This is a genomic window from Pseudomonas sp. TE36184 (genome assembly GCF_054060055.1).
The window spans coordinates 270,427-294,492 of sequence record NZ_JBSSCU010000001.1 but is presented as its reverse complement, the minus strand read 5'-3'; the positions used below and the strand labels follow the sequence as shown (position 1 = coordinate 294,492).

Annotated in this window: 22 protein-coding genes; 12 read left to right on the top strand and 10 right to left on the bottom strand. The window is 62.9% G+C overall.

From position 1 onward, the window contains the following. Window positions 1–40: 40 nt before the first annotated feature. From ACVWZP_RS01415 to ACVWZP_RS01400, 4 genes are all read left to right on the top strand, one after another. Window positions 41–547, top strand: coding sequence for a sigma-70 family RNA polymerase sigma factor (locus ACVWZP_RS01415; protein ID WP_046382864.1), 507 nt, complete (start codon window positions 41–43; stop codon window positions 545–547). Next, window positions 544–1,281 (top strand): anti-sigma factor family protein, encoded by a 738-nt coding sequence (locus ACVWZP_RS01410; protein WP_372812536.1) that lies wholly within the window; start codon window positions 544–546, stop codon window positions 1,279–1,281. The genes ACVWZP_RS01415 and ACVWZP_RS01410 overlap by 4 nt, the downstream gene beginning before the upstream one ends. Before the next feature lie 117 nt (window positions 1,282–1,398). Continuing rightward, window positions 1,399–2,493, top strand: coding sequence for a cell division protein ZapE (gene zapE / locus ACVWZP_RS01405; protein WP_079444224.1), 1,095 nt, complete (start codon window positions 1,399–1,401; stop codon window positions 2,491–2,493). A 40-nt stretch (window positions 2,494–2,533) separates the two neighbouring features. Further along, window positions 2,534–3,847, top strand: a complete 1,314-nt coding sequence (locus ACVWZP_RS01400) for a leucine-rich repeat-containing protein kinase family protein (protein WP_177032366.1) — start codon at window positions 2,534–2,536, stop codon at window positions 3,845–3,847. A 124-nt stretch (window positions 3,848–3,971) separates the two neighbouring features. On the opposite strand, the gene ACVWZP_RS01395 is transcribed toward ACVWZP_RS01400, so the two are convergent. Both ACVWZP_RS01395 and ACVWZP_RS01390 read right to left on the bottom strand, forming a co-directional pair. Then, window positions 3,972–4,679, bottom strand: coding sequence for a YebC/PmpR family DNA-binding transcriptional regulator (locus ACVWZP_RS01395; RefSeq protein ID WP_017848129.1), 708 nt, complete (start codon window positions 4,677–4,679; stop codon window positions 3,972–3,974). 101 nt (window positions 4,680–4,780) lie between these two features. Continuing rightward, a complete protein-coding gene (locus ACVWZP_RS01390) occupies window positions 4,781–5,638 on the bottom strand; it encodes a LysR substrate-binding domain-containing protein (protein WP_457369306.1) in 858 nt (285 codons plus the stop codon). 125 nt (window positions 5,639–5,763) lie between these two features. Between ACVWZP_RS01390 and ACVWZP_RS01385 the strand changes: the two genes are divergently transcribed. The 3 genes from ACVWZP_RS01385 to ACVWZP_RS01375 all read left to right on the top strand — a co-directional run bounded on the left by ACVWZP_RS01385 (window position 5,764) and on the right by ACVWZP_RS01375 (window position 8,390). Further along, on the top strand, window positions 5,764–6,873 hold the full coding sequence (locus tag ACVWZP_RS01385; protein ID WP_457369305.1) for a 2-aminoethylphosphonate--pyruvate transaminase: 1,110 nt from the start codon (window positions 5,764–5,766) through the stop codon (window positions 6,871–6,873). 29 nt (window positions 6,874–6,902) lie between these two features. Continuing rightward, window positions 6,903–7,730, top strand: coding sequence for a phosphonoacetaldehyde hydrolase (gene phnX, locus ACVWZP_RS01380; protein WP_017848132.1), 828 nt, complete (start codon window positions 6,903–6,905; stop codon window positions 7,728–7,730). A 114-nt stretch (window positions 7,731–7,844) separates the two neighbouring features. Further along, on the top strand, window positions 7,845–8,390 hold the full coding sequence (locus ACVWZP_RS01375) for a cytochrome b (protein ID WP_046485421.1): 546 nt from the start codon (window positions 7,845–7,847) through the stop codon (window positions 8,388–8,390). On the opposite strand, the gene ACVWZP_RS01370 is transcribed toward ACVWZP_RS01375, so the two are convergent. Continuing rightward, window positions 8,387–9,277 carry a 1-aminocyclopropane-1-carboxylate deaminase/D-cysteine desulfhydrase gene (locus ACVWZP_RS01370; RefSeq protein ID WP_457369304.1) on the bottom strand — a complete coding sequence of 297 codons (891 nt, stop codon included), beginning with the start codon at window positions 9,275–9,277 and terminating at the stop codon, window positions 8,387–8,389. The two genes, ACVWZP_RS01375 and ACVWZP_RS01370, sit on opposite strands and share 4 nt — an antisense overlap. 57 nt (window positions 9,278–9,334) lie before the next feature. Continuing rightward, window positions 9,335–11,374: an NADPH-dependent 2,4-dienoyl-CoA reductase gene (locus tag ACVWZP_RS01365; RefSeq protein WP_017848135.1), complete on the bottom strand. Its 2,040-nt coding sequence runs from the start codon at window positions 11,372–11,374 to the stop codon at window positions 9,335–9,337. A 211-nt stretch (window positions 11,375–11,585) separates the two neighbouring features. Between ACVWZP_RS01365 and ACVWZP_RS01360 the strand changes: the two genes are divergently transcribed. After that, on the top strand, window positions 11,586–12,716 hold the full coding sequence (locus ACVWZP_RS01360) for a carbon-nitrogen hydrolase family protein (protein ID WP_046382855.1): 1,131 nt from the start codon (window positions 11,586–11,588) through the stop codon (window positions 12,714–12,716). 4 nt (window positions 12,717–12,720) lie between these two features. Then, window positions 12,721–13,755, top strand: a complete 1,035-nt coding sequence (locus ACVWZP_RS01355) for an AraC family transcriptional regulator (RefSeq protein ID WP_046485428.1) — start codon at window positions 12,721–12,723, stop codon at window positions 13,753–13,755. 8 nt (window positions 13,756–13,763) lie between these two features. Here ACVWZP_RS01355 and ACVWZP_RS01350 read toward each other — a convergent pair whose 3' ends face one another. Next, entirely contained in the window at window positions 13,764–13,943 is a 180-nt protein-coding gene (locus ACVWZP_RS01350) for a hypothetical protein (protein ID WP_126585751.1), read from the bottom strand. A gap of 143 nt (window positions 13,944–14,086) precedes the next feature. Here ACVWZP_RS01350 and ACVWZP_RS01345 point away from each other — a divergent pair, with 143 nt between their 5' ends. Next, window positions 14,087–15,091 carry a transketolase-like TK C-terminal-containing protein gene (locus ACVWZP_RS01345; protein WP_046485430.1) on the top strand — a complete coding sequence of 335 codons (1,005 nt, stop codon included), beginning with the start codon at window positions 14,087–14,089 and terminating at the stop codon, window positions 15,089–15,091. 108 nt (window positions 15,092–15,199) lie between these two features. On the opposite strand, the gene ACVWZP_RS01340 is transcribed toward ACVWZP_RS01345, so the two are convergent. Beyond that, complete coding sequence (locus ACVWZP_RS01340) at window positions 15,200–15,670, bottom strand: MarR family winged helix-turn-helix transcriptional regulator (RefSeq protein ID WP_108525050.1); 471 nt, start codon at window positions 15,668–15,670, stop codon at window positions 15,200–15,202. Window positions 15,671–15,815: 145 nt separating this feature from the next. Between ACVWZP_RS01340 and aceE the strand changes: the two genes are divergently transcribed. Continuing rightward, on the top strand, window positions 15,816–18,476 hold the full coding sequence (gene aceE / locus ACVWZP_RS01335; RefSeq protein ID WP_102617263.1) for a pyruvate dehydrogenase (acetyl-transferring), homodimeric type: 2,661 nt from the start codon (window positions 15,816–15,818) through the stop codon (window positions 18,474–18,476). Between the two features lies 1 nt (window position 18,477). On the opposite strand, the gene ACVWZP_RS01330 is transcribed toward aceE, so the two are convergent. Together ACVWZP_RS01330 and ACVWZP_RS01325 are read right to left on the bottom strand one after the other, a co-directional pair. After that, a complete protein-coding gene (locus ACVWZP_RS01330) occupies window positions 18,478–19,296 on the bottom strand; it encodes a DUF2242 domain-containing protein (protein ID WP_457369303.1) in 819 nt (272 codons plus the stop codon). 89 nt (window positions 19,297–19,385) lie between these two features. Continuing rightward, window positions 19,386–20,285 carry a LysR family transcriptional regulator gene (locus ACVWZP_RS01325; protein ID WP_046382850.1) on the bottom strand — a complete coding sequence of 300 codons (900 nt, stop codon included), beginning with the start codon at window positions 20,283–20,285 and terminating at the stop codon, window positions 19,386–19,388. A 120-nt stretch (window positions 20,286–20,405) separates the two neighbouring features. Here ACVWZP_RS01325 and ACVWZP_RS01320 point away from each other — a divergent pair, with 120 nt between their 5' ends. Continuing rightward, window positions 20,406–21,572: an MFS transporter gene (locus tag ACVWZP_RS01320; protein ID WP_128191832.1), complete on the top strand. Its 1,167-nt coding sequence runs from the start codon at window positions 20,406–20,408 to the stop codon at window positions 21,570–21,572. A 48-nt stretch (window positions 21,573–21,620) separates the two neighbouring features. Here ACVWZP_RS01320 and ACVWZP_RS01315 read toward each other — a convergent pair whose 3' ends face one another. Then, window positions 21,621–23,495 carry a SurA N-terminal domain-containing protein gene (locus tag ACVWZP_RS01315; protein ID WP_046382848.1) on the bottom strand — a complete coding sequence of 625 codons (1,875 nt, stop codon included), beginning with the start codon at window positions 23,493–23,495 and terminating at the stop codon, window positions 21,621–21,623. Window positions 23,496–23,728: 233 nt separating this feature from the next. Further along, window positions 23,729–24,001, bottom strand: coding sequence for an HU family DNA-binding protein (locus tag ACVWZP_RS01310; protein WP_003174819.1), 273 nt, complete (start codon window positions 23,999–24,001; stop codon window positions 23,729–23,731). Window positions 24,002–24,066: the final 65 nt, after the last annotated feature.

Genomic DNA, 24,066 nt, shown 5'->3' with positions numbered 1-24,066 from the left:
CAGCGTCTACCTGCACACAACCGGTTAGACTCGACTCCCCATGCATGAACTCGACGAACAGTTACGTGAACTCATCCCCAGGCTGCGGCGCTTTGCCCTGTCCCTGAGCCGTAACGCCAGCAGCGCCGACGACCTGGTGCAATCGACCCTGGAACGGGCGATCACCCGCTGGGCCGACAAAACCGTCGACGGCGACCTGCGCGCCTGGCTGTTCTCGATCCTCTACCGGCAGTTCCTCGATGCCCATCGGCGCACCCGGCGCTATGCGCGCATGCTCGAGTTCTTCACCGGCCGCGACGATGTGCAGCCGTCGGTCGAACGCACGGTAATCGCCCAGTCGACCCTGCAAGCCTTCGACCGGCTCAACAGCGAACAGCGCGCCCTGCTGTTGTGGGTGTCGGTCGAAGGCTTGAGCTACAAGGAAGTCGCGCAGATTCTCGACGTGCCCATCGGCACTGTGATGTCGCGTCTGTCCAGGGCGCGCCAAGCCCTGCGTCAACTCAGCGATGGCGAAATGACCAGCCCTTCCCTGCGGATACTCAAATGATCAGCCTGCCCCCCAGCGAACGCGATTTGCATGCCTACGTCGACCAGCAACTGCCGGAGAGCGATCGACGCGTGCTGGAAACCTACTTGGCCGCCCACCCCGAGGTCGCCGCCCAGGTGCATGCCTGGCAGCAGGACGCGCACGTATTGCGCGCCGCCTTGAGTGGCGCGTTGCAGCAGCCGGCCAACCCGGCCCTGGACCCGGCGCTGATCCGCCAGCGCATCAAGCAGCAGTCACGCCGCCATTTCGCCACGGCGGCGGTGTTGCTGATGGCGGTCAGCCTCGGCGGCCTGGGTGGCTGGCAGGCGCGCGAAGCCATGCAACCGCCCATGCTGCCCATGGCCGATGCCATGCAGGCTTACCGCCTGTTTGCCCAGGACGGTGTGCTGCCCGCCGACTATCACGCCCAGGGCAACGCCACGATGCAAACCTGGCTCGACCGCTATTTCAACCAGGCCCAGCGTCTGCCCGACTTGAGCCAGGCGGGTTTCACCGCCGTCAGCGGGCGCTTGCTCAGCACCGAACAAGGCGCGGCGGCGATGGTGCTGTACGAGGATCGGCAAGGCCGGCACATCAGTTTCTACATCCGCCCGCCGGGCCCGGAAAATAACTTCCTGCCCCGCGGCAGCCGCAGTGCCGATGGTTTGCTCGCCGAGTACTGGTCCGGCGGCGGGTACAACTACGCAATGGTCAGCCCGCAGGGGCTGCCGACCACGCCGCTGCTGCAGTTCTGAAGCCCACGCCCCGTAAAGGCCATGCGTTTTCGAGATGGCTGGCGGCGCGCTTCGCTATTGGTCAAATCCCGATTGTCGCCCTAAAGTGAGCGACCACCGCACACAGAGTGACTCCCCTTGGCGCCGCGTTCCCTGATCCGTCGTTTGCTCGGTAAAAAACACCCCACCCACGACGACTCACCCATCCCCACCTTCTTTCAGACCAAGGCCGAGCAGCACGGCTATACCCTCAGCGCCGCACAGGCCCGGGCGATTGCGGCGATGGCGCGCGAGACCCACCACCTGCTCGCCGGCCAGCCCACCCGCAGCCTGTATTTGCACGGGCCGGTGGGGCGCGGCAAAAGTTGGCTGCTGGACGGGTTTTTCCAGGCATTGCCGATCGCCGAAAAACAACGCGTGCATTTCCATGATTTTTTCGCCCGCCTGCACCGGGGCATGTTCGCCCACCGTCAGCACCACGATGCGCTGGCCGTGACCCTGGATGCGCTGCTGGATGGCTGCCGCGTGCTGTGTTTCGACGAATTCCATGTCCACGATATCGGCGATGCGATGCTGATCAACCGCCTGTTCAAGGCGTTGTTCCAACGTCGCGTCCTGGTGCTGGTGACGTCCAATTATCCACCGCAAGGGCTGTTGCCCAACCCGCTGTACCACGAGCGATTCAAGCCGGTGATCGACCTGATCGCAGCGCGCATGGACGTGCTGGAAGTCAGCTCGCCCAAGGACTTTCGCAGCCTGCCCCAGGCCCATGCCGAACAGCGCTTCAGCAGCGGTCGGTACGTGTGGCCGGGTACACCGGCGCAGCGAACCGCGCTCGGGCTGCCGGCCACGGATTGCCCGGCGCAGGCGCTGACGGTCGGCAACCGCCAGTTGCGCTGCCGCAGCCAGCAGGCACGGCGCATCGCCTTCACCTTCCATGACCTCTGCGAACAACTCACGGCGGTGATGGATTACCTGCTGCTGTGCCAGGACTTCGACGAGTGGATCATCGACGGGCTGCCGCACCTGGCAGACTGCCCGATCGCCGTGCAACAGCGCTTTATCAACCTGGTGGACGTGCTCTACGACCAGGATAAACAGCTGATCCTGATCGGCGCGCACCCGCTGGAGCAGGCCTTGAGCGGCCAGGCCATCGATCTGGCGCGCACCGCCAGTCGCCTGAACCAATTGCAGGCGGTCCACCCGCAACACACACCCGACCCGGTATCATGAGCGCCTTTTTACGCCCCCTTGCCGAGTGACCGCGCCGTTCATGAATACCCTCGCCCAACTCAAGGCCGGCCAATTGGCCGGCATCCAGCGCCTGGACCTGTCCTGTGGGCTGACCGAATTCCCCCGGGAAATCTTCGAACTGGCCGACTCCCTGGAAATCCTCAACCTCAGCGGCAACGCCCTGAGCAGCCTGCCCGACGACCTGCATCGCCTGCCGCACCTGCGTGTGTTGTTCTGCTCGGACAACGCCTTTACCGAACTGCCGGCCTGCCTGGGCCAATGCGCAAAGCTGAGCATGATCGGCTTCAAGGCCAACCGCATCCGCCACGTGCCGGCCGCCGCGTTGCCACCGCTGTTGCGCTGGTTGATCCTCACCGATAACTGCATCAGCCAACTGCCCGACGAATTGGGCGAGCGGCCGCTGCTGCAAAAACTGATGCTGGCCGGCAACCACCTGGCGCACCTGCCGCCAAGCCTGGCCAATTGTCACAACCTGGAGCTGATCCGCATCGCCTCCAACCGCCTCACCGGCCTGCCCGATTGGCTCCTGGCGCTGCCCAGCCTGACCTGGCTGGCCTACGCCGGCAACCCGGTGGAAATGGCGGCGGACGTGGCCGCCGACGATGCGACGCCCGACATTCCATGGTCGGCGCTGGAACTGGCCGAGGTGCTCGGGGAAGGCGCCTCCGGGGTGATCCGCAAGGCGCTCTGGCAGCCCTCGGCCAAGCCGGTGGCGGTCAAGCTGTACAAGGGCAGCATCACCAGCGACGGCTCACCGCTGCACGAAATGCAGGCATGCATTGCCGCCGGGCTGCACCCCAACCTGATCAAGGTGGAAGGCCGCGTGGTTGGCCACCCCGACGACCAGGCCGCGCTGGTGATGGACCTGATCGAGCCGAGCTACCGCAACCTCGCCGCCCTGCCGAGCCTGGCGTCCTGCACCCGCGACATCTACGAACCGGCTACCCGCTTCAGCCTCGCGGTGGCATTGCGCATGGCTCGCGGCATCGCCTCGGTGGGCGCGCACCTGCACCGCCATGGCATCACCCATGGCGACCTGTACGGCCACAATATTCTGTGGAACGCGGCGGGCGACTGCTTGCTCGGGGATTTCGGCGCGGCGTCGTTCCATGCCACCGCCGACACCCTGGAAACCCGGGCACTGCAACGCATTGAAGTGCGTGCGTTCGGAGTGTTGCTCGGGGAGTTGTTGCAGCGGATCGACGTAGGCTTGAGCGACACCACACGCCAGATCCTGGAAGGCTTGCAGGCGCGCTGCTGTCAGCCCGAAGTGCTGGCGCGGCCGGGCTTCGAGGAAGTCGAAGCGCTACTGCAATCTATTCCACAGCACTGAACCCAATGTGGGAGGGGGCTTGCTCCCGATGGCTGTGGCCCATTCAACATCATCGTTGACTGACACACCGCTATCGGGAGCAAGCCCCCTCCCACAGTTTTGAGCGCGTTTATTCAGGCATGGATCAGCCGGCCAGGCCGACGAACATATCCTGCACGTCGTCATGGTTGTCCAGGCCTTCGAGGAAGGCTTCGACTTCAGCCATCTGCTCGTCGGTCAACCCCGTCACCGGGTTCTTCGCGATATAGCCCAGTTTGGCCGACAGCACGGTAAAACCCTGCTCCGGCAGCGCTTTCTGCACGGCGTCGAGGTCGGTGGTTTCGGTGATGAACAGGGTGGTGCCCTCTTCTTCGCCCTCTTCGAAATCCTGGGCGCCGGCTTCAATGGCCGCCATTTCAGGATCGGCGTCCGGGCTGTCCGGCGCGGCTTCGATCAGGCCGACGTGGTTGAAGTCCCAGGCCACGGAGCCGGAAGCGCCCAGTTGGCCCTTGCGGAACGCCACGCGGATTTCCGCCACGGTGCGGTTGATGTTGTCGGTCACGCACTCAACGATCAGCGGCACCTGATGCGGGGCGAACCCTTCGTAGGTCACGCGGTGGTACTGCACGGTTTCCCCGAGCAGACCGGCGCCTTTCTTGATGGCGCGGTCCAGGGTTTCCTTGGGCATCGAGGCTTTTTTGGCCTGCTCCACCACCAGACGCAAGTGGGCGTTGGTCGCGGTGTCGGCACCGTTACGGGCAGCGATGGTGATCTCTTTCACCAGTTTGCCGAAGATCTTGCCCTTGGCATTGGCTGCCGCTTCTTTATGTTTGACTTTCCACTGTGCGCCCATGACTTGCTCTCTTCCTCATCCATCGCGCCGAGACGTCTACTGGCCGGCGCTTTGGGGGCAGAGTTTATAGGGCAAAAACGCAACGTTCCACCAAAAAACCTTCACGGCGCCAGCTCGAAAAACGCCTGAATCAAACGCAGCGACCGACGGCGCTCCATGCACCCCAACATGTGTCGGTTGAGCAGCCCCTGCCCGTGGATCGGCAGCGCACACACGCGCGGGTCCGGGCTGACCTCCATCGAGGACACCACGCCAACCCCCAACTCGGCGGCAACGGCTTCGGTTACCGCTTCACGGCTGTCCAGCTCCAGCAGCACTTTCGGCTGCACCCCGGCGCCGCGGCAGGCGTGATCGAAGGTGCGCCGAGTAATGGAGCCCGGCTCGCGCAGCACCATGATCACCTCGTGCAATTGCTCCAACTGAATGCCCTGGGCCAGCGTCGCCCACGGGTGGCTGGCCGGCACCAACGCGCAGATCCGCGATTCGCCCAGCGCCTGCAAGTGCAGGCCGTTGCGTGGTTCGACTTCGGTGAGCACCGCCACATCCGCATGCTCGGACAGCAGCGCCGCCAGGGTTTCCTGGGCATTGCCCAGGCGCAGGTTCACGGTGATCCCTGGGTAGCGCGCGCGCAGGCTGGCGATCATCGGCATCACCAGGTGCGGGCCATCGGCCGCCACTTCGAGGCGTCCGCTGAGCAACTGCCGATTGGCCTCCAGCAGGGCCTGGGCTTCGTCCACCAGGCCAAAGATCGCCCGGGTGATCGCTGCCAGGCGTGTCCCCTCTTCGGTCAACTCGACGCGCCGCGCGGTGCGGCGCAACAAGGGGATCTGGTAGTGCTCTTCGAGGGCCTTGATGTGCCCGGTCACCGCCGGCTGGCTGATGAACAACCGCGCCGCCGCGCGGGTAAAGCTGCCCTCGCGGGCCACTGCGTCAAATGCGCGCAGTTGGAACAAATTCATGTTGAGTGACCTTTCTATCGGCCTGACTGATAGCTCGCATAACAACAAACAATTTGATTGATGACAAGCCAAACTGCAATTTAGGCGCCGTAACGTCCACCCCGAACACTTTGCGAGGACTTGAAATGAGCAGCGCCGCGCCGATCCTGCTGACCCCAGGCCCCCTGACCACCTCTGCCCGCACCCGCCAGGCAATGCTGGTGGACTGGGGTTCATGGGATGAGCGCTTCAATCAACTGACCGCCAGCGTCTGCTCGCAACTGCTGGCGATCCTCAACGGCGCCGCCACTCACCATTGCGTGCCGTTGCAAGGCAGCGGCACCTTCGCCGTCGAAGCGGCCATCGGCACCCTGGTGCCACGCAACGGCAAGGTGCTGGTGCTGATCAACGGCGCCTATGGCAAGCGCCTGGCGAAGATCTGCGAAGTGCTCGGCCGCGATTTCAGCACCTTTGAAACCGCCGAAGACGAACCCTGCAGCGCCGCCGACGTCGACCGCCTGCTGCAGGCCGACCCGGCCATCACTCACGTCGCGTTGATCCATTGCGAAACCAGTACCGGCCTGCTCAACCCGCTGCCGCAGATCGCCCAGGCGGTCAAAGAGCATGGCAAGCGCCTGATCGTCGACGCGATGAGTTCCTTCGGCGCGCTGCCGATCGATGCCCGCGAAGTACCGTTCGACGCCCTCATCGCCGCCTCGGGCAAGTGCCTGGAAGGCGTGCCGGGCATGGGCTTTGTCTTCGCTGAAAAACACGCGCTGGGCGCCGCCCAAGGCAACTGCCACTCCCTGGCGCTGGACCTGTTCGAGCAGCACGAGTACATGGCCAGGACCGGCCAGTGGCGCTTCACCCCACCGACCCACGTGGTCGCCGCGCTGCACGAAGCGCTGCTGCAATACCACGAAGACGGCGGCCTGCCCGCGCGCCAGCGACGCTATGCCAACAATTGCCAGGTGCTGCTGGACGGCATGGTCGAACTGGGCCTGCGCAGCTTCCTGCCGGCGGCGATCCAGGCACCGATCATCGTCACCTTCCATGCGCCGACAGACCCGCGCTACCAGTTCAAGGCGTTCTACGAACGGGTCAAGGCCAAGGGTTTCATTCTGTACCCCGGCAAATTGACCGAAGTGGACACCTTTCGCGTGGGCTGCATCGGCCACGTCGATGCGGCCGAGATGCGCGCGGCGGTCGCGGCCATTGCGCAGGCGCTGCACGCGATGCAAGTGCTGGACATCTGATTGCCCTTTTTACCCCCAGGATCTGAACCATGAACTATCAACACCCCGATACCCTGCAGGCTGTCATCCTCGACTGGGCCGGCACCGTGGTCGACTTCGGCTCGTTCGCGCCGACGCAGATTTTTGTCGAAGCCTTCGCCGAGTTCGGCGTCCAGGTCTCCATCGAAGAAGCCCGTGGCCCGATGGGCATGGGCAAATGGGACCATATCCGCACCCTGTGCAACCAGCCGCAGGTCGCCGAGCGTTACCGCCAGGCGTTCGGCCGCACGCCCAGCGACGAGGACGTGAGCGCGATCTACCAGCGCTTCATGCCGCTGCAGATCGAAAAGATCGCCGAGCACTCGGCGCTGATCCCCGGCGCCCTCGACTGCATCGCTGTGCTGCGTGCGCAAGGGCTCAAGATCGGTTCCTGTTCCGGCTATCCCAAGCAAGTGATGGACAAGGTCGTCGCGCTGGCCGCCACCAACGGCTACGTCGCCGACCATGTGGTCGCCACCGACGAAGTGCCCAACGGCCGCCCATGGCCGGCGCAGGCGCTGGCCAACGTGATCGCCCTGGGCGTTGACGATGTGGCGGCATGCGTCAAGGTCGACGACACCGTACCGGGCATTCTCGAAGGCCGTCGCGCCGGGATGTGGACCGTGGCGCTGACCTGTTCCGGCAACGCCCTGGGCCTGACCTACGCGCAGTTCCGCGCCCTGGACAGCGCCGGCCTGGCCCATGAGCGCACGCGTATCGAAGCGATGTTCGAAGGTTCGCGCCCGCACTACATGATCGACACCATCAGCGACCTGCCAGCGGTGATCGCCGACATCAACCAGCGCCTGGCCCGCGGTGAAATGCCGCAAAGCCACTGATCGAGGTCAACTCAACGGCATTCGCGCCGGGCAAACCCTGCAAAACAGGCTTACAGTAAAAGGACTTCGTCGCCAAAGAACGGAGGTTTGCCCTGATGAGTGAGGAATCAAGCGATGCCGTGGAAAAATTCCGAGTCACGTTACAGCACCATGTCGGTTGCGTTGCACTGGTTGATGGTGGTGTTGCTGGCGGTGGTCTACGCCTGTATTGAGTTTCGCGGGATCTTCCCCAAAGGCAGTGGTGGGCGAGCGCTGATCGTGGAAATGCACTTCATGTTCGGCCTGACCGTGTTTGTGCTGGTCTGGCTGCGCCTGTTTGCCCGCTCGCTGGGGGTCGCGCCGAAAATCGTACCGGCACCGCCGCAATGGCAGAGCCTGCTGGCGACCCTGATGCACTTTGCACTGTATGCCTTCATGATCGGCATGCCGATCGCTGGCTGGCTGATCGTCAGCGCCCAAGGGCATTCCGTGATGTTCTATGGGATCGAGTTACCGCCCCTGATCGGCGAAAACAAGGACTTGTCCAAGCAGATCAAAGAGTGGCACGAGCTGGGCGGCTCCATCGGTTATTGGTTGATCGGCCTGCATGCCGTGGCAGGTCTGTACCACCACTACTTCATCCGCGATAACACCGTGTTGCGCATGCTGCCCAAGCGTTAGGCAGCCAACCCTCGGCGGCCTTGCAAGCCGCCGGTGTGGACGAAGATCAGACGCGTGCCGGGAGGGAAGCGTCCGGCTTCGACCTGTTGCTTCAACGCCAGCAGTGCCTTGCCGGTATAGAGCGGCTCCAGCGGCAGGCCGCAGGCCCGTTGCGTGGTCTCGATAAAGTCGAGCAACCACGGGTCGACCTTGGCGAAGCCGCCCCGGCTGGCGTCCAACAGCGCAAAGCCGTCCTGCACGATGGCGCGCACGTTCTGCGCCACGCCGTGATCGTCCGGCACCGCCATTGCACCGTACACCGGATGTCTCCCCGCCTCCGCCAACGCCAGCCCGGCCACAGTCGTGCCGGTGCCTGCCGCCAGCCACCATGCGTCGTAATCGTCCCACCCCACGTTGCTCAATTGCGCACGCGCCTGCTCGACCAATACGCCGCAACCCAACGCCCCGGCGATGCCCCCGCCGCCTTCGGGCACCGGGTAGAGATGGGGATAGTGTTCGTGCCACGGCTGCCAGAAACCGGGTTCATGCCGCGCGCGGTAGCCGCCATAGCCCAGCCAATGCAACTGCATGCCGAAGGCTTTCAAATCGAGAACGGTGGGCGTGTCTTGAGGATGGCCGCGCAACAGGCCGACGGTGGGAAAATCAAAACGCTTGCCGGCCGCCGCCAGCGCATGCAGGTGGTTGGAGTACGCCCCGCCGAGGCTGATGATCCCGCCGGCACCGGCCTGTTGCGCCAGGGCCAGGTGTTCGCTGAGCTTGAACCACTTGTTGCCGCTGATCAGCGGGTCGATGCGGTCCAGGCGCAGCACGGCCAATTCGACCCCGTTCAGCCAATCCAGCGGCAGCGGTTCCAGGGGCGCATGGGGGAGCCAGTCGAAAGGGCCCATCGGCGCAAGTCCGTATGAAAAAGGGGCAGTAGTCTAACACTGCCCCTTCTCGGCGTTTTACAACTCAGCCGCCAGGCGCGAGCCCTGGTTGATGGCGCGCTTGGCGTCGAGTTCGGCGGCGACGTCGGCACCGCCGATCAGGTGCACGTTCTGGCCCGCTGCGACCAGGCCGTCCTGCAATTCGCGCAACGGGTCCTGGCCGGCGCAGATCACAATGTTGTCCACCGCCAACAACTGCGGCTCGCCCTCGGCGCCGATGCGGATATGCAGGCCCGCGTCGTCGATCTTCAGGTACTCGACGCTGTTGAGCATCTGCACCTGCTTGTTCTTCAACCCGGTGCGGTGAATCCAGCCGGTGGTCTTGCCCAACCCGTCACCGACCTTGGAAGCCTTGCGCTGCAGCAGGAACACCTCGCGCGCCGGCGGGTGCGGTTGCGGCTTGATCCCGGCGACGCCGCCACGCGCTTGCAACTGCGTGTCGATGCCCCACTCTTTCCAGAACGCATCGCGGTCCAGGCTGGTGGACACGCCCTGATGCACGAGGAATTCCGACACGTCGAAGCCGATACCGCCGGCACCGATCACCGCGACGCGCTTGCCCACGGGTTTGCGCTCGAGGATCACGTCGAGGTAGCTCAGCACCTTCGGGTTATCGATGCCCGCAATTGCCGGCGTGCGTGGGGCGATACCGGTGGCGAGGATGATCTCGTCGTACCCGCCTGCCGTCAGTTGCGCGACGTCGACGCGGGTGTTGAGGCACACCTCCACATGGGTGGTCTGCAATTTGCGGTTGAAATAACGCAGGGTCTCGAAAAACTCTTCCTTGCCCGGCACGCGCTTGGCGATGTTGAACTGGCCACCGATCTCGCTGGCCGAATCGAACAACGTCACCTGATGGCCGCGTTCGGCCGCCACCGTGGCAGCGGCCAGGCCCGCGGGACCGGCGCCGACCACGGCGATTTTCTTGATCTGTTTGACCGGCAGGTAGTTGAGCTCGGTCTCGTAGCACGCGCGCGGGTTGACCAGGCAGGTGGTCAACTTGCCGCCGAAGGTGTGGTCGAGGCAGGCCTGGTTGCAGCCGATGCAGGTGTTGATTTCATCGGCACGACCGGCCGCGGCCTTGTTGACGAACTCCGGGTCGGCGAGGAACGGCCGCGCCATCGAGACCATGTCGGCATCGCCTGCGGCGAGGATCTGCTCGGCAATCTCCGGGGTGTTGATGCGGTTGGTGGTGATCAGCGGGATCTGCACCGCGCCGCGCAATTTGGCGGTGACTTTACTGAACGCGCCCCGCGGCACCTTGGTGGCGATGGTCGGAATGCGCGCTTCGTGCCAACCGATCCCGGTGTTGATGATGCTCGCACCGGCCTGCTCGATGGCCTTGGCCAGTTGCACGATTTCTTCCCAACTGCTGCCGCCTTCCACCAGATCGAGCATCGACAGGCGGAAGATAATGATGAAGTTCGGGCCGACGGCTTCGCGCACCCGGCGCACGATCTCTACCGCCAGGCGCATGCGGTTTTCGTAGCTGCCGCCCCAACGGTCGGTACGGTGGTTGGTGTGGGCGGCGAGGAACTGGTTGATGAAGTAGCCTTCGGAACCCATGATTTCCACGCCGTCGTATTCGGCGGACTGCGCCAGCAGCGAGCAGGTGACGAAATCCTGGATCTGTTTCTCGATGCCCGCTTCGTCCAGTTCCTTGGGCTTGAACGGGTTGATCGGCGCCTGGATCGCGCTCGGTGCCACCTGCTTGGGGCTGTAGGCATAACGGCCGGCGTGGAGGATCTGCATGCAGATCTTGCCGCCGGCTTCGTGTACGGCGCGGGTCACAATCTTGTGCTTCTGCGCCTCTTCGTCGGTGGTCAGCTTGGCCGCGCCGGAATACACCCCACCTTCATCGTTCGGGCCAATGCCGCCGGTGACCATCAGGCCCACGCCGCCACGGGCGCGCTCGGCGAAGTAGGCCGCCATGCGTTCGAAACCGCCCGGTTTTTCTTCCAGCCCCGTGTGCATCGAGCCCATCAGGGTACGGTTGCGCAAGGTGGTAAAACCCAGGTCCAACGGGGCCAGCAGGTGCGGGTACGCAGCAGCGGTCATGGTCAAGCTCCACAACGGATCATCACGGGACGTGGCACGCTCTTACGGCTTGCCATCGGTTTATGTCCCACAGACTAAGAGGCGTTCGGCTAGCACTCAATGACCGAAACTGACAAGTTATTGATCCAAATGCACAGCGCCCCTTGGCAAGCCGAGCCGCGGGCCCTACCCTAGTCGCGAACCCTGCACTCGGTCTGTTGTCTGTTCCCCCATGCGTAAACTTCTCGCTTTTACCGTCACCCTGGCGCTGGTTGCCGCCGTCGCCGCCTATCTGGTCTGGACCCAGGAACGCCCCGTGGCGCATTACCTGTCCGACCTGCGCATCACGCTGGCCGTCAACGAAGGCCAGCCTGCCGATCGCGGCAACCTGCTGGGCATTCAGCCGGAACTGTTCCCTGGCGACTACCAGAGCCTGGAACGCCTGCACCTGAAGCTCGCGGCCTACCTGCAAACGGCGCGAAACCAGGGGCTGATCAATGAAAAAACCATCGTGGTGCTGCCGGAACATATCGGCACCTGGCTGATGCTCCGCGGCGAAAAAAACGAGCTGTATCAGGCGACCCACCTGAAAGATGCGATGAACTGGCTGTCGATCAGCAACCCGCTGCAGTTCATGCGCGCCTGGATCAGCGCCACCGGCGACAACCGCATGGACGACGCATACTTGCGCATGAAAGCCCCGGCAATGGCGCGGGACTACCAAGTGCTGTTCGGCGGCCTGGCCAAGGAGTTTGGCGTGACCCTGGTGGCCGGTTCCATCGCGTTGCCCAACCCCAGCGTGAGCGAGGGGCAACTGCAGGTCGGGCATGGCGCGCTGTACAACGCCAGCCTGGTATTTGCGGCCGATGGCCTGCCCCTGGGCCAGCCGCAGCGTCAGCTCTACCCGATCTACGACGAGCGCGGCTTCATTGCGCCCGGGGATGAAAACACCGTCAGCGTGGTCGACACCCCGGCCGGACGCCTGGGCATCCTGATCGGCAGCGATAGCTGGTACCCGGACAACTACCGCAAGCTCAATGAGCAAGGTGCAAGGTTGATCGCCGTCCCCGCGTTTGTTATCGGCCGCGACACCTGGGGCCGCCCTTGGCGCGGCTTCAAAAGCGTGTCGACGCCCGCGGAAATCAGCCTCAAACCCGAAGAACTCAGCGAAGGCGAAGCCTGGCGACGCCTGACCTTGATCAGCCAGCCGCCCATCAGCCAGGCCATTGCGGGCATGAGCGTATTTCTGCGCGGGCAGTTCTGGGACCTGGGCAGCGCCGGCCAGAGCTTTCTCAGCAGCAACGGCCAAGTGTTCGCCGACGGCGACGCCCGTGGCGCGCGCTTGCTGAATATCTGGCTGTAACGCCGTGAAGCCGGTACGCCTGGGGGATCTGTCGGTGGGCTTCGTGCACACCCTGGCCGACGCCATCAGCAGCCACGGCCTGGACCCGCAACCGCTGTTGCTGCAATACGGCCTGGACCCGCTACGGCTCGCCGAAGCCGGCGCGCGCTTGTCGATCCCGCGTTACATGCGCCTGGGCCATGCTGCCATTCAACTGACCGGCGACCCGGGCCTCGGCCTGCGCATGGGCCAGTCGAGCCGCTTGAGCCAGGCCGGCCTGGCCGGCGTCACGGCCGCCCAGGCGCCCAACGTGCGCGAGGCGGCCCGCACCCTCACGCGCTTTGAAGCGCTGTACGGCTCCAACTATCGCGGGCAGTCGAGCTTTCATGAAGACGCCGAAGGCGCGTGGCTGCGTTTCTACTCCATCAGCCCGTACAACGCCTATAACCGCTTTGTGGTCGACTCGATCATCGCCGGCTGGCTGCACCAACTGTCGAGCCTGGCCCAGCAGCCGGTACAGGCGCAGCGCATCGAGATCGAATTCGAAGCACCTGACTACAGCGAACAATACAGCGTGCTGGGTGACAGCCCGGTCCACTTCGGCGCCGAGGCCAATCAACTGCGCCTGAGCCAGACAACCCTGGCGCTGCGCAACCCGGAGCATTGCCCGAGTACCTGGCAACTGCTGTTACAACTGTGTGAAAGGGAGTTGGAGCAGTTGACCCGCACCCGCAGCCTGCGCGAGCGCATTACCCGCTTGCTCGGGCCGATGCTCAATGGCGGCCGGGAACCCGACCTGGAAGAAGTGGCGGCGCGCTTGAAGCTGCCGACCTGGACCCTGCGCCGCAAACTGGCCGATGAAGGCACTCAGTTCCGGGCGATCCTCAACGATACCCGCCGCGACCTGGCCATGACCTATATCCGCGATACGGAACTGGCATTCGGCGAGATCGCCTACTTGCTCGGTTTTGCCTCGGCCCAGGCCTTTCAACGGGCGTTCAGGCGATGGAACAACCAGACCCCAGGGGAATTTCGCCGCAGTCAGCGGCAATCCGCCTGAAGCCGGTCTTACAGCTCAGTAGCGTCGTCGGCGGGGTCCAAAGGGTCCCATTCAAAGGCCTGGTACTCCAGCAGTTCTTCTTGGTAATCGTCCATGGTGAACTCCTTTTTGAGTTGAAAGCAGCCGCAGGTAAATGACCTGCACAGCCAGCCTAATGTGCCGTGATGACGGAAAAATGTCGGTGTCATGACGTTCCTGCACCTTCAGATTAAACGTAGCAGCGTTGTGCGGATTTAGCACTGGGCCATCGAAAAACAATTGCAACCATTGCAATTGCAATTACAAGTCGATTTCCCTTAGGGTAAGCCTCCCTTGCCGAGGAGTCAGACCGATGATTGCCACCACCGCGCACGCCGCACAGCTTTGCTGTGATGCGTTGAACCAGGCCGGACATACACGAAGTTCGCCATTGCATACCGTCATGAGCATGGCCAACACCCTGGAAGCCAGCCGGCAGGCCTGGGTGATTCGCGGCCAGTCCCGTTCCCGGCGCGTGGGCAGTTGGCCCGTCTGGTTTGCGCGTAAAACTGCGGAAAAACCGTTGCTGTACCTGCACAGCGCGGTGTCGTCGGCACAACTGTGTGCCTTGTCGGCCGAGACGGCACAGCGCGGCATCCTGTGCAACGACATCGAAACCCAACCCTCGGCCTGGCCCAAGGGCGCACAGCCTTCTCTCCCGCTGTGGCTGGCGAGCAATCCGCATTGCACCCCCTACGATCCTGCCACGGGTGAGGAAGTCCGGGCGATCGTGCTGGCGGGACTGCGCACCTTGTATATCGACGGCAAGCCCGGGTTTTACTACCTGGCGCTGCATGACGACGACAACGCAGTACCGTTGACCGAGCAGGACCGTGAAGATGCGCTCAAGGGTATGTATCCGCTCCAGCGCGATGCCCCAGGGGACGTGCGCTTGCTCGGCGCAGGTCGGGCGCTTGAAGAGGTCGTGCAGGCCAAACGCTTGTTGGCACAGGACTGGAATATCACCGCGCAGCTGTGGAGTTGCCCCAGCTACACGCGGCTGGCTCGAGAGGCCGCGGCCGCCGAACGCTGGAATCGCCTGCACCCCACCGCCCCCAGACGCAGCAGCCACTTGCGCGAGTGCCTGGCCGGGAATGCCGCGCCGGTGATTGCAGTGACCGGCTATGCACAGCCGATTGTCGACCCGTTGGCGGCTTACGTAGATGCGCGGTTCGTGGGGCTGGGCGCGGGCTCGGTGCAGGCATCGGCGCCCAGTCGCTATTGGATTGCGGTGTCTGCATTGAGCGCCCTGGCGAAAGACGGGCTCATCGCTGCACAGCAGGTCGAACGGGCGATGAAGCGCTACTCACTGCAATGAGCCGGAATGCGAACAACGGCGCAAGGGGCTTGCTCCCGATAGCGGCGGGTCAGTCGACAGCCGTCTGCTTTCGGGGCCCAGTCATCTTCCACGTTGAATCGTCGTGTCTCAGGATTTGCGCCGGCTACGGACCTGCACACCAGCCTCCATCGCCAACCCGGCAGTACGTTCCAGGGCCTCGGCAAACCCCTGGCGCTGCTCCGGTGCGATCTGCGACAGGAACAGCTCATCTACCGTGCTTTCGTAGATGCCCCACATCTTTTTGCGCAACACCCGGCCGGCCTCGGTGATCGTGGCAAACGCGGCACGGCCGTCGCCGTCGGAGCGGGAGCGCACCACCAGGCCGTCTTTTTCCAGGCGGTCCACCAGGCGCGTCAGGTTATAGCGCTCGATGGCCAGCACATCGGCCAATTCATGCATGCGCCGAGTACCTTCGGGGCCGCTTTCCAGGCCCCACAATGCGTCGTACCAGGCGTAGGGCGGCAGGTCGGCCGCAGCCAGGCGCCGCTCGATTTCACGGATGACCGTCCTGTGGGCCCTGACAAAACGGAACCAGACATCAGGCTCTTTCGACGACATGCAACACCATCCGGGGAATTTCAAGAAGGTTGCAATAGTAGCTCATCCCGCGCTAGATTCAGACATGTAGTTGCAATTGCAACTATATGTGCGCCGCTCCCACAAGGAGCTCGCTGCTTGATATTCGCCGACCCTAGAGCCTCACATGACCCCGAATACCGCAGTAAGACTGGACGACGACCCACAGGAAACCCGCGAATGGCTGGAAGCCATCGAATCGGTGCTGTCCACCGAAGGCCGCCCGCGTGCCCACTACCTGATCGACCAGTTGCTGGATTTCGACGTGGCGCAACATGGTGACGTCTACGGGCGGGTAACCACGCCCTACATCAACACAATCCCGCTGGACCGCCAGTTGCCCTACCCTGGCAACCTGGCCCTCGAACGCCGCACCAGTGCGTTTATCCGCTGGAACGCCATGGCCATGGTGCTGCGCGCCGGTAAACACTCCGGCGTCGGTGGGCATATCGCCACCTACGCGTCGGCCGCCGTGCTGTATGACGTCGGCTTCGACCACTTTTTCCGTGGGCGCACCGACACCTTCGATGGCGATCTGGTCTACATCCAGGGCCACTCCTCCCCCGGCATCTACGGCCGCGCGTATCTCGAAGGCCGCATCAGCGAGGCTCAGCTCGACAACTTCCGCCGCGAAACGGGCGGTGCAGGCTTGTCGTCCTACCCGCACCCACGGCTGATGCCGGATTTTTGGCAATTCCCCACCGTGTCCATGGGGCTCGGACCGATCACCGCCGCCTACCAGGCGCGCTTTATGCGCTACTTGGAGTTGCGTGCGCTCAAGCAGCACCAGGGCCGCAAGGTCTGGGCGTTCCTTGGTGATGGCGAAATGGACCAGCCGGAATCCCTGGCCGCCATTTCCCTGGCCGGGCGTGAAAAACTCGACAACCTGATCTTCGTGGTCAACTGCAACCTGCAGCGCCTGGACGGCCCAGTACGCGGCAATGCCAAGGTGATCCAGGAATTCGAAAGCCTCTACCGCGCGGCCGGCTGGAATGTGATCAAGGTTATCTGGGGCGGCGGCTGGGATGCGCTGCTGGAAAAAGACCAGAGCGGGCTGCTGCGCCAACGCATGATGGAGTGCGTGGACGGTGATTATCAGAACTACAAATCCCAGGACGGCGCCTACGTGCGCGAACATTTCTTCGGCAAATACCCGGCGTTGCTGGCATTGGTTGCGGACCTGTCAGACGAGGACATCTGGAAACTCTCACGCGGCGGTCATGACCCGGACAAGGTCTATAACGCCTATGCTGCCGCCATGAGTCATTCAGGCCAACCCACGGTGATCCTGGCGAAAACCGTCAAGGGCTTCGGCATGGGCGAAGCCGGCGAAGGCCAGAACATCAACCATCAGCTGAAAAAAATGGGCGCCGACGCCGTCAGAGCGTTCCGTGATCGCTTCGGCCTGGAAGTCCCCGACGAGCAGTTGGCTGAAATTCCTTACCTCAAGCCGGCTGCCGACAGCGAAGAGGCGCGCTACTTCGCCGCCCGGCGCCAGGCGTTGGGTGGCTACGTGCCGGCGCGCCACAGCGCCGTCGAGTCGCTGCAGATTCCTGAACTGAGCGCTTTCGCGACCCAGCTCAAAGACACCGGCGAGCGCGCCATCTCTACCACCATGGCCTTTGTGCGGATCCTCGGCACACTGCTCAAGGACCCGCACCTGGGCAAGCTGATCGTGCCCATCGTGCCGGACGAATCACGCACCTTCGGCATGGAAAGCCTGTTCCGTCAGATCGGCATTCACTCCGCCGTCGGCCAGCTCTACACCCCACAGGACGCCGGGCAACTGAGCTACTACAAAGAGAGCAAGGACGGACAGATCATGCAGGAAGGCCTGAATGAGTCCGGTGCAATTGCCTCTTGGATCGCGGCGAGTACGTCCTACAGCAACCATGCTCTGATGACCGTGCCCTTCTATATTTTCTACTCGATGTTCGGCTTCCAGCGCGTCGGCGATCTGGCCTGGGCGGCAGGCGATGCCCGGGCACGCGGCTTCCTGCTGGGTGCCACGGCCGGGCGCACCACCCTGATGGGCGAAGGCTTGCAGCACGATGATGGGCATAGCCATATCCTGGCGTCGGTGATTCCGTGCTGTGTGTCGTATGACCCAACTTTTGCCTACGAACTAGCGGTGATCATTCGCGAAGGCATGCGGCGCATGTATGTCGAGCAGGAGGACATTTACTACTACATCACCCTGCTCAACGAAAACTACCCGCACCCGGCAATGCCCGAAGGCGTGGAAGAAGGCATTCTCAAGGGCTTGTATCCACTGAGCACACACCAGCAGGCACAGGTGCAATTGATGGGCAGCGGTTCGATCCTGCGGGAAGTGATCGCCGCGGCAGCGTTGCTCGACAAGGATTTTGCCGTACACAGCAGCGTATGGAGTGCGCCCAGCCTGACCGAGCTGCGCCGTGACGGGCATGAAGCCGAACGCTGGAACCTGTTGCACCCGGAACACGAGCCGCGCTTGAGTTACGTCGAGCAATGCTTGGCCGGGCATACGGGTCCGGTGCTGGTGGCCACTGACTACATGAAGCTGTTCGCCGACCAGATCCGCCCCTTTGTGCCGAACCGACGCTTTGTAGCGCTGGGCACGGACGGCTTCGGGCAGTCGGATACTCGGGAGGCCTTGCGCGAGTTCTTCGAGGTGGACCGGCATTTCATTGTGCTGGCGGCACTGAAGGCGCTGGCCGATGACGGGCTGATAGGTCGCGAGAAAATCAGTGAGGCGATCAGTCGCTACGGGATCAATGTCGACAAGACCAATCCCGTAGCGGTCTGACTTACTGCGCGGGCGTCGGCAGGGGCGGAATCGCCTCTGTCGGCGGCGGCAGGTCCGGCGTGGTTGGCGCAGGTGCCGGTGCAGGTGCAGGTGCCGGTGCCGGCGCAGGGCTCGGTTCTGCCTGCGGGACGATCGGCGCAGGCTCCGGTGCCGGTGTAACCGGCGTCGAGACGGCCGGCGCTACAGGCTCTTCCTTCGGCGCTGGCACCTTCTCCGCTGCCGGGGCAACTTTGGGTTCCGGCACCCCCAGTTCAGCCTTGGGCTGTTCGGGAATATGTTCGGTCTTCTTCACCTCTTGGGGCAGGAACACATCCACCAGTGCGAAATAGCGCTCGTAGAACTTCGGCGCCGAGACAGTCTCACTCGCCACCTTCACCATCGAGTCGTCGGTGGAGCCGATCGGCATCGACACCGAGCCCAGCACACCCACACCCAGGCTGGCGGAGTTGTTGACCTTCTTCAGCGCATAACGATCCTGCAGGGCGTTGGCAAACATCGTCGAGTGGCTTTTACCTTTGCCATCATTGGCACACACCACATTGAAGCTGATCTGCATGTGAGTTTCGCCGGTCTGCTGGAAACTCTTGTTACCCACCACCAGCTTCGGATCGCTGCTGGTGATGATGTAGCCCTGGCTCAGCAAGGCACGGCGTGCGGCCTCGCACGCGGCGATGTCACTGACCGGGTAATTACGGGAGAACGTACCGGAGTCGTCGAAATTCTCGTGCTCGTAAACAGCGGTCTTGGGTGACGAGCAGCCCGTGGCGCCCGCCAACACCAGCGCCAACCCGAGGCTACGCAAGTGAAATGATGTCGACATTGAAAATCCTGAGGAAAACGGTCTGGGCGGTATTGTGCAACAGAACGAGGCCTTGGCGCGCGCATTCCTGTCGATAAAACGTCACAAGCCTACACAGCGGTGCCCGCAGGGAAAAGCCCGGCGCACATATGGTCAATAAACACGCGCAACTTGGCAGATGCATGACGACTTGACGGCCACAATATCCAGAAACTGCCACGGTGTTCGAGATAATCATCCAACACCCGTAGCAAGCGCCCCTGCCCCACGGCCTCGTTGACCATGTAGTCGGGCAGACAGGCGATGCCCAATCCCTCGTGTACCACATGGTTGAGGGACTCAATGGTGGTACTGACCAGCGGTGTACGCAAGGTCGGTTCGGCGGCGCCCGGCAGGTGACGCAACGGCCAGTTTTCCAGCTTGCCGGTGGCGCAGAATTTGTGCCGCAGGCACGCGTGATCATTGAGATCCTGCGGTTGCTGCGGGGTGCCGTGTTGAGCGAAGTAGCCCGGCGTGCCCACAAGTACCAACTGGTAATAGCCCAGATGCCGCGCCATCAAGCGCGAATCTTCGGGCTTGCCTGTGCGAATCACCGCATCGAAACCTTCCTCGATCACGTCCACCATGCGGTCGGAAAAATCCACATCCAACTCGATATCCGGGTAGGCGCGCATAAAGTCACTGAGCACCGGCATCAACAAGCCGCGTACCTGCGGCAGGCTGACGCGCAACTTGCCGCGGGGCGTAGCGCTGGCGTCCGTCAATTCCTGCTCGGCCGCCTCGACCTCGGCCAGAATGCGCCGCGAACGCTCAAGAAACAGCGAGCCTTCGCTGGTCAGGGTGATACTGCGCGTGCTGCGGTGAAACAGCCTGACGCCCAGGCGCTCTTCCATGCGCGCGATACTTTTGCCCACGGCCGACGACGATACCCCCAGCACGCGACCGGCGACGGTGAAACTGCGCGTCTCCGCCACCTGCACAAATACCGACAGGCTGCTCAAGCTGTCCATGATCACGTCTCGACTGATTACGGACACATCCGTCCGCTAAGTTCGGAACCTTAGCCCGTTTTTCCGCACAGCACAGCCCCTTACTCTGCCGCCTTGCCCCTTTTATATGGATCAAGCGTCATGAGCGACAACCCTTCACTTACCCATTGCCCGGCGAACGCCGAGCCTGACGTGCTGCCGCTGGGAGGCTTGTTGGCCCTGGCTTGCGCGGGTTTTATCACCATCCTCACCGAAGCCATGCCTGCGGGGCTCTTGCCGCAGATGGGCGCAGGCCTGGGCGTGTCGCCCGCCCTGGTTGGCCAACTGGTCACGCTCTACGCACTCGGATCATTGCTCGCGGCCATCCCCTTGACGCTGCTGACGCGGGGTTGGCGCCGACGCCCCCTACTGCTGGTGGCCATTGCTGGCTTCGCCCTGGTCAACAGCGTGACGGCCGTATCCAGCCACTACGGGCTGACCCTGGTAGCGCGCTTTTTCGCCGGGGTATTCGCCGGGTTGCTCTGGGCCCTGTTGGCGGGTTACGCCAGTCGTATGGTCGCCCCCCACCTGCAAGGCCGGGCGATTGCCATCGCAATGCTTGGCGCACCGCTGGCCCTGACCCTGGGCGTGCCGGCCGGCACCCTGCTGGGCACCCTCGTTGGCTGGCGCTTGAGTTTTGCGATCATGACCGGGCTGACGTTGGCATTGCTGCTCTGGGCGCGCTGGCAACTCCCGGACTTTGCCGGCCAAGCAGCACAACAGCGCCTGGGCCTGCGCCAGGTGATGAGGTTGCGCGGTATTCGTCCGGTGCTTTGGGTGACCTTTACCTACGTGCTGGCCCACAACATTCTCTACACCTACATCGCCCCCCTGCTGGAGCCCGCCGGCATCCAGGCCGATATCGACCGGGTACTGCTGGTGTTTGGCCTGACGGCGTTGTTGAGCATCTGGCTGGTGGGCCTGCTGATCGATCGATGGCTGCGCCCGTTGGTGCTGTTCAGTTGCATGCTGTTTGGCCTGTCGGCGCTGGCGTTGGCGTTCTGGATCGACTCGCCGGCGATCATCTACACCGCCGTCGCGGCCTGGGGGCTGGCATTCGGTGGCCTACCGGCCTTGCTGCAAACCGCCCTGGCCAAGTCGGCGGGCGAGTCGGCGGACGCCGCGCAGTCGATGCTGGTGACGGTATGGAACCTGGGCATTGCCGGCGGCGGTCTGGCGGGCGGGTTGTTGCTGCAGAGCTGGGGCGTGCTCGCGTTTCCCTGGGCGGTAGTGGCGTTGATGTTGCTGGCCCTTTGCAAACGCCCATGAAAAAGCCCCCGGTCTTTTCAGGCCGGGGGCTTTTTATTCAAACCGAGATCAGTACTTCTTGATCTCAGCCTTGGTTTCCAGCTGCTTGCGGTACGCCGCGAAATCTTGCTGCCCAACACGGGAAGCGAGGAAACGACGGTATTGCGCCTTCTCATCGTCCGATGGAGCCGCCGCTTCGGTGACGCCGTTCAAGCGCACGATCACCAGGCTGCCATCAGCGAGGGTCACGGTGGTGAAGGTCGGCTTGTCCTTGGACGCAGGCTTGGGCATGCGGAACAAGGCTTGCAGCACCACCGGGTCGATCGTTTCCTGGCTACGGGTAGCCGCTTGGGTGACTTTCCAGGCCTGGCCATCAACGGGCTGGTTCAGCGGGGTCTTGCCATCACGCAAGCTGGCGATCAACTCGTCAGCGTGAGTCTTGGCGGCCGCGCTGGCGCGTTCCTTGGTCATCTGGGTGCGGATCGCCGCTGCCACGCTTTCCAGCGGCAGTTGCGTAGGCTTCAGATGCTCTTTGGCCCGCAGCACGATGATGGTTTCCGGGTCGAGCTCGATGGCGGTGCTGTTGGCACCCTCATCCAACACTTCCGGGCTGAACGCGGCAGTGACCACGGCACGGTTGGCCGCGACACCCTCACCGCCTTCGCGACCAAACGGCGCAGAGGTGTGAACGGTCAGCTTCAGATCGGAGGCCGGCTGAGCCAGGTCGGAGGCTTCGAACGCCGCATCTTCCAATTGCTTGGTCGCTTCGACAAAACGCTGTTCAACCTGTTGATTCTTGAGCTCGTGGGTCAGCTTGTCTTTCAGGCTGGCGAACGATGGCACTTCTGGCGCTTCAACGCCCAACAGCTTGATCAGGTGCCAACCGAAGGTGCTGCGCACCGGTGCCGAGACCTGGTCCTTATTCAAGGCGTACAGGGCAGCTTCGAAGTCCGGATCGTAGACGCCAGGACCGGCAAAACCAAGGTCACCGCCATTGCTGGCCGAACCCGGGTCCTGGGAGAACTCCTTGGCCAGGGCTTCGAACTGTTCACCCTTGGCCAGGCGCGCCTGGATTTCCTCGATCTTGGCCTTGGCTTGGGCGTCGGTGACCTTGTCGTTGACTTCAATCAGGATGTGCGCCGCACGACGCTGCTCAGCGAGGTTGGCGGTTTCTTTCTCATACGCTGCCTGCAGTTCATCGTCCTTGACGGTGACCTGGTCGAAGAAAGACGACTTCTTCAACTCCAGATAGTCGATGACCACCTGGTCCGGGGTCATGAACTCTTTGGCGTGCTGGTCGTAGTAAGCCTTGACCTCGTCGTCGGTGAGTTTCACCGCCGCAGGGTTGGCCTTGATATTGACGGTGGCGAAATCGCGGGTCTGTTTTTCCAGGCGGGCGAATGCCAGCACCTGCGCGTCAGTCACGAAGGCGCTGCCGAGGATGCCCAAGCGAGTCTGCTCGATCAGCATTTGCTGGGTCATCATCTGACGGAACTGCAGACGGCTGTAGCCCAGTTGACGGATCACCTGGTCAAAACGCTCGGCGTTGAACTTGCCGTCCACCTGGAACTCCGGCGTCTGCAGGATCACTTGGTCCAGCGCGGCGTCAGAGAAGGCAAACTTGGAATCAGCGGCACCTTGCAGTACCAGCTTGCGATCGATCAGGCTCTTGAGCGCCGCGTCGCGCAGCAGTTTTTCGTCCAGCAGGGAAGCATCGAAATCCTTGCCCATCTGTTGCATCAGTTGGCGACGTTGCATGTCGACGGCCTGGCTCAGTTCGGTCTGGGTGATTGCTTCACCGTTGACCTTGGCCACGTCCTGCTTGGTGTTGGTCGAAGCCTGAAAAATAGCCTCGATACCGGTGAACGCCATCAATGCGACGATGATCCCGATAATGGTCTTGGCAATCCAGCCTTGTGAATTGTCCCTGATATTTTGCAGCATGCGTCCCCCAGAAACGGTTGAACTTCAAAAATTGGCAACCGTGGAGCGTGGGTAGAGTCCGGATAGAAGAAAGGCGCATCCGAGGATGCGCCTTCTCTCGTAACTGGCGGAGCGGACGGGGGTTAGAACCCACACCCCCGGCGTGGTGACCCGATGGATACGTGGGTCAGCTGCCGCTCCGCTGCCAGGCCAGACCTGCGTCGGACCCGGGTAGGTAAAGGCTTGATCGAGGCTTAGTTAACGGCTTCTTTCAGGGCTTTACCGGCTTTGAAACCTGGTTTCTTGGCAGCAGCGATTTGCAGTGCTTTGCCAGTCTGTGGGTTACGGCCAGTGCGAGCTGGGCGGTCAGTCACAGAAAAAGTACCGAAGCCTACCAGTACCACCGAATCGCCGGCCTTCAGAGCGCCAGTGACGGATTCGATTACTGCGTCCAGCGCACGGCCAGCAGCAGCTTTCGGGATATCAGCGGATGCGGCGATAGCATCAATCAGTTCCGACTTGTTCACTCTAAGTCCCCTTATATATCTATTGAGTATGATTCTAAGTTTTTTGGTGAAAGCAAAAACCAGTG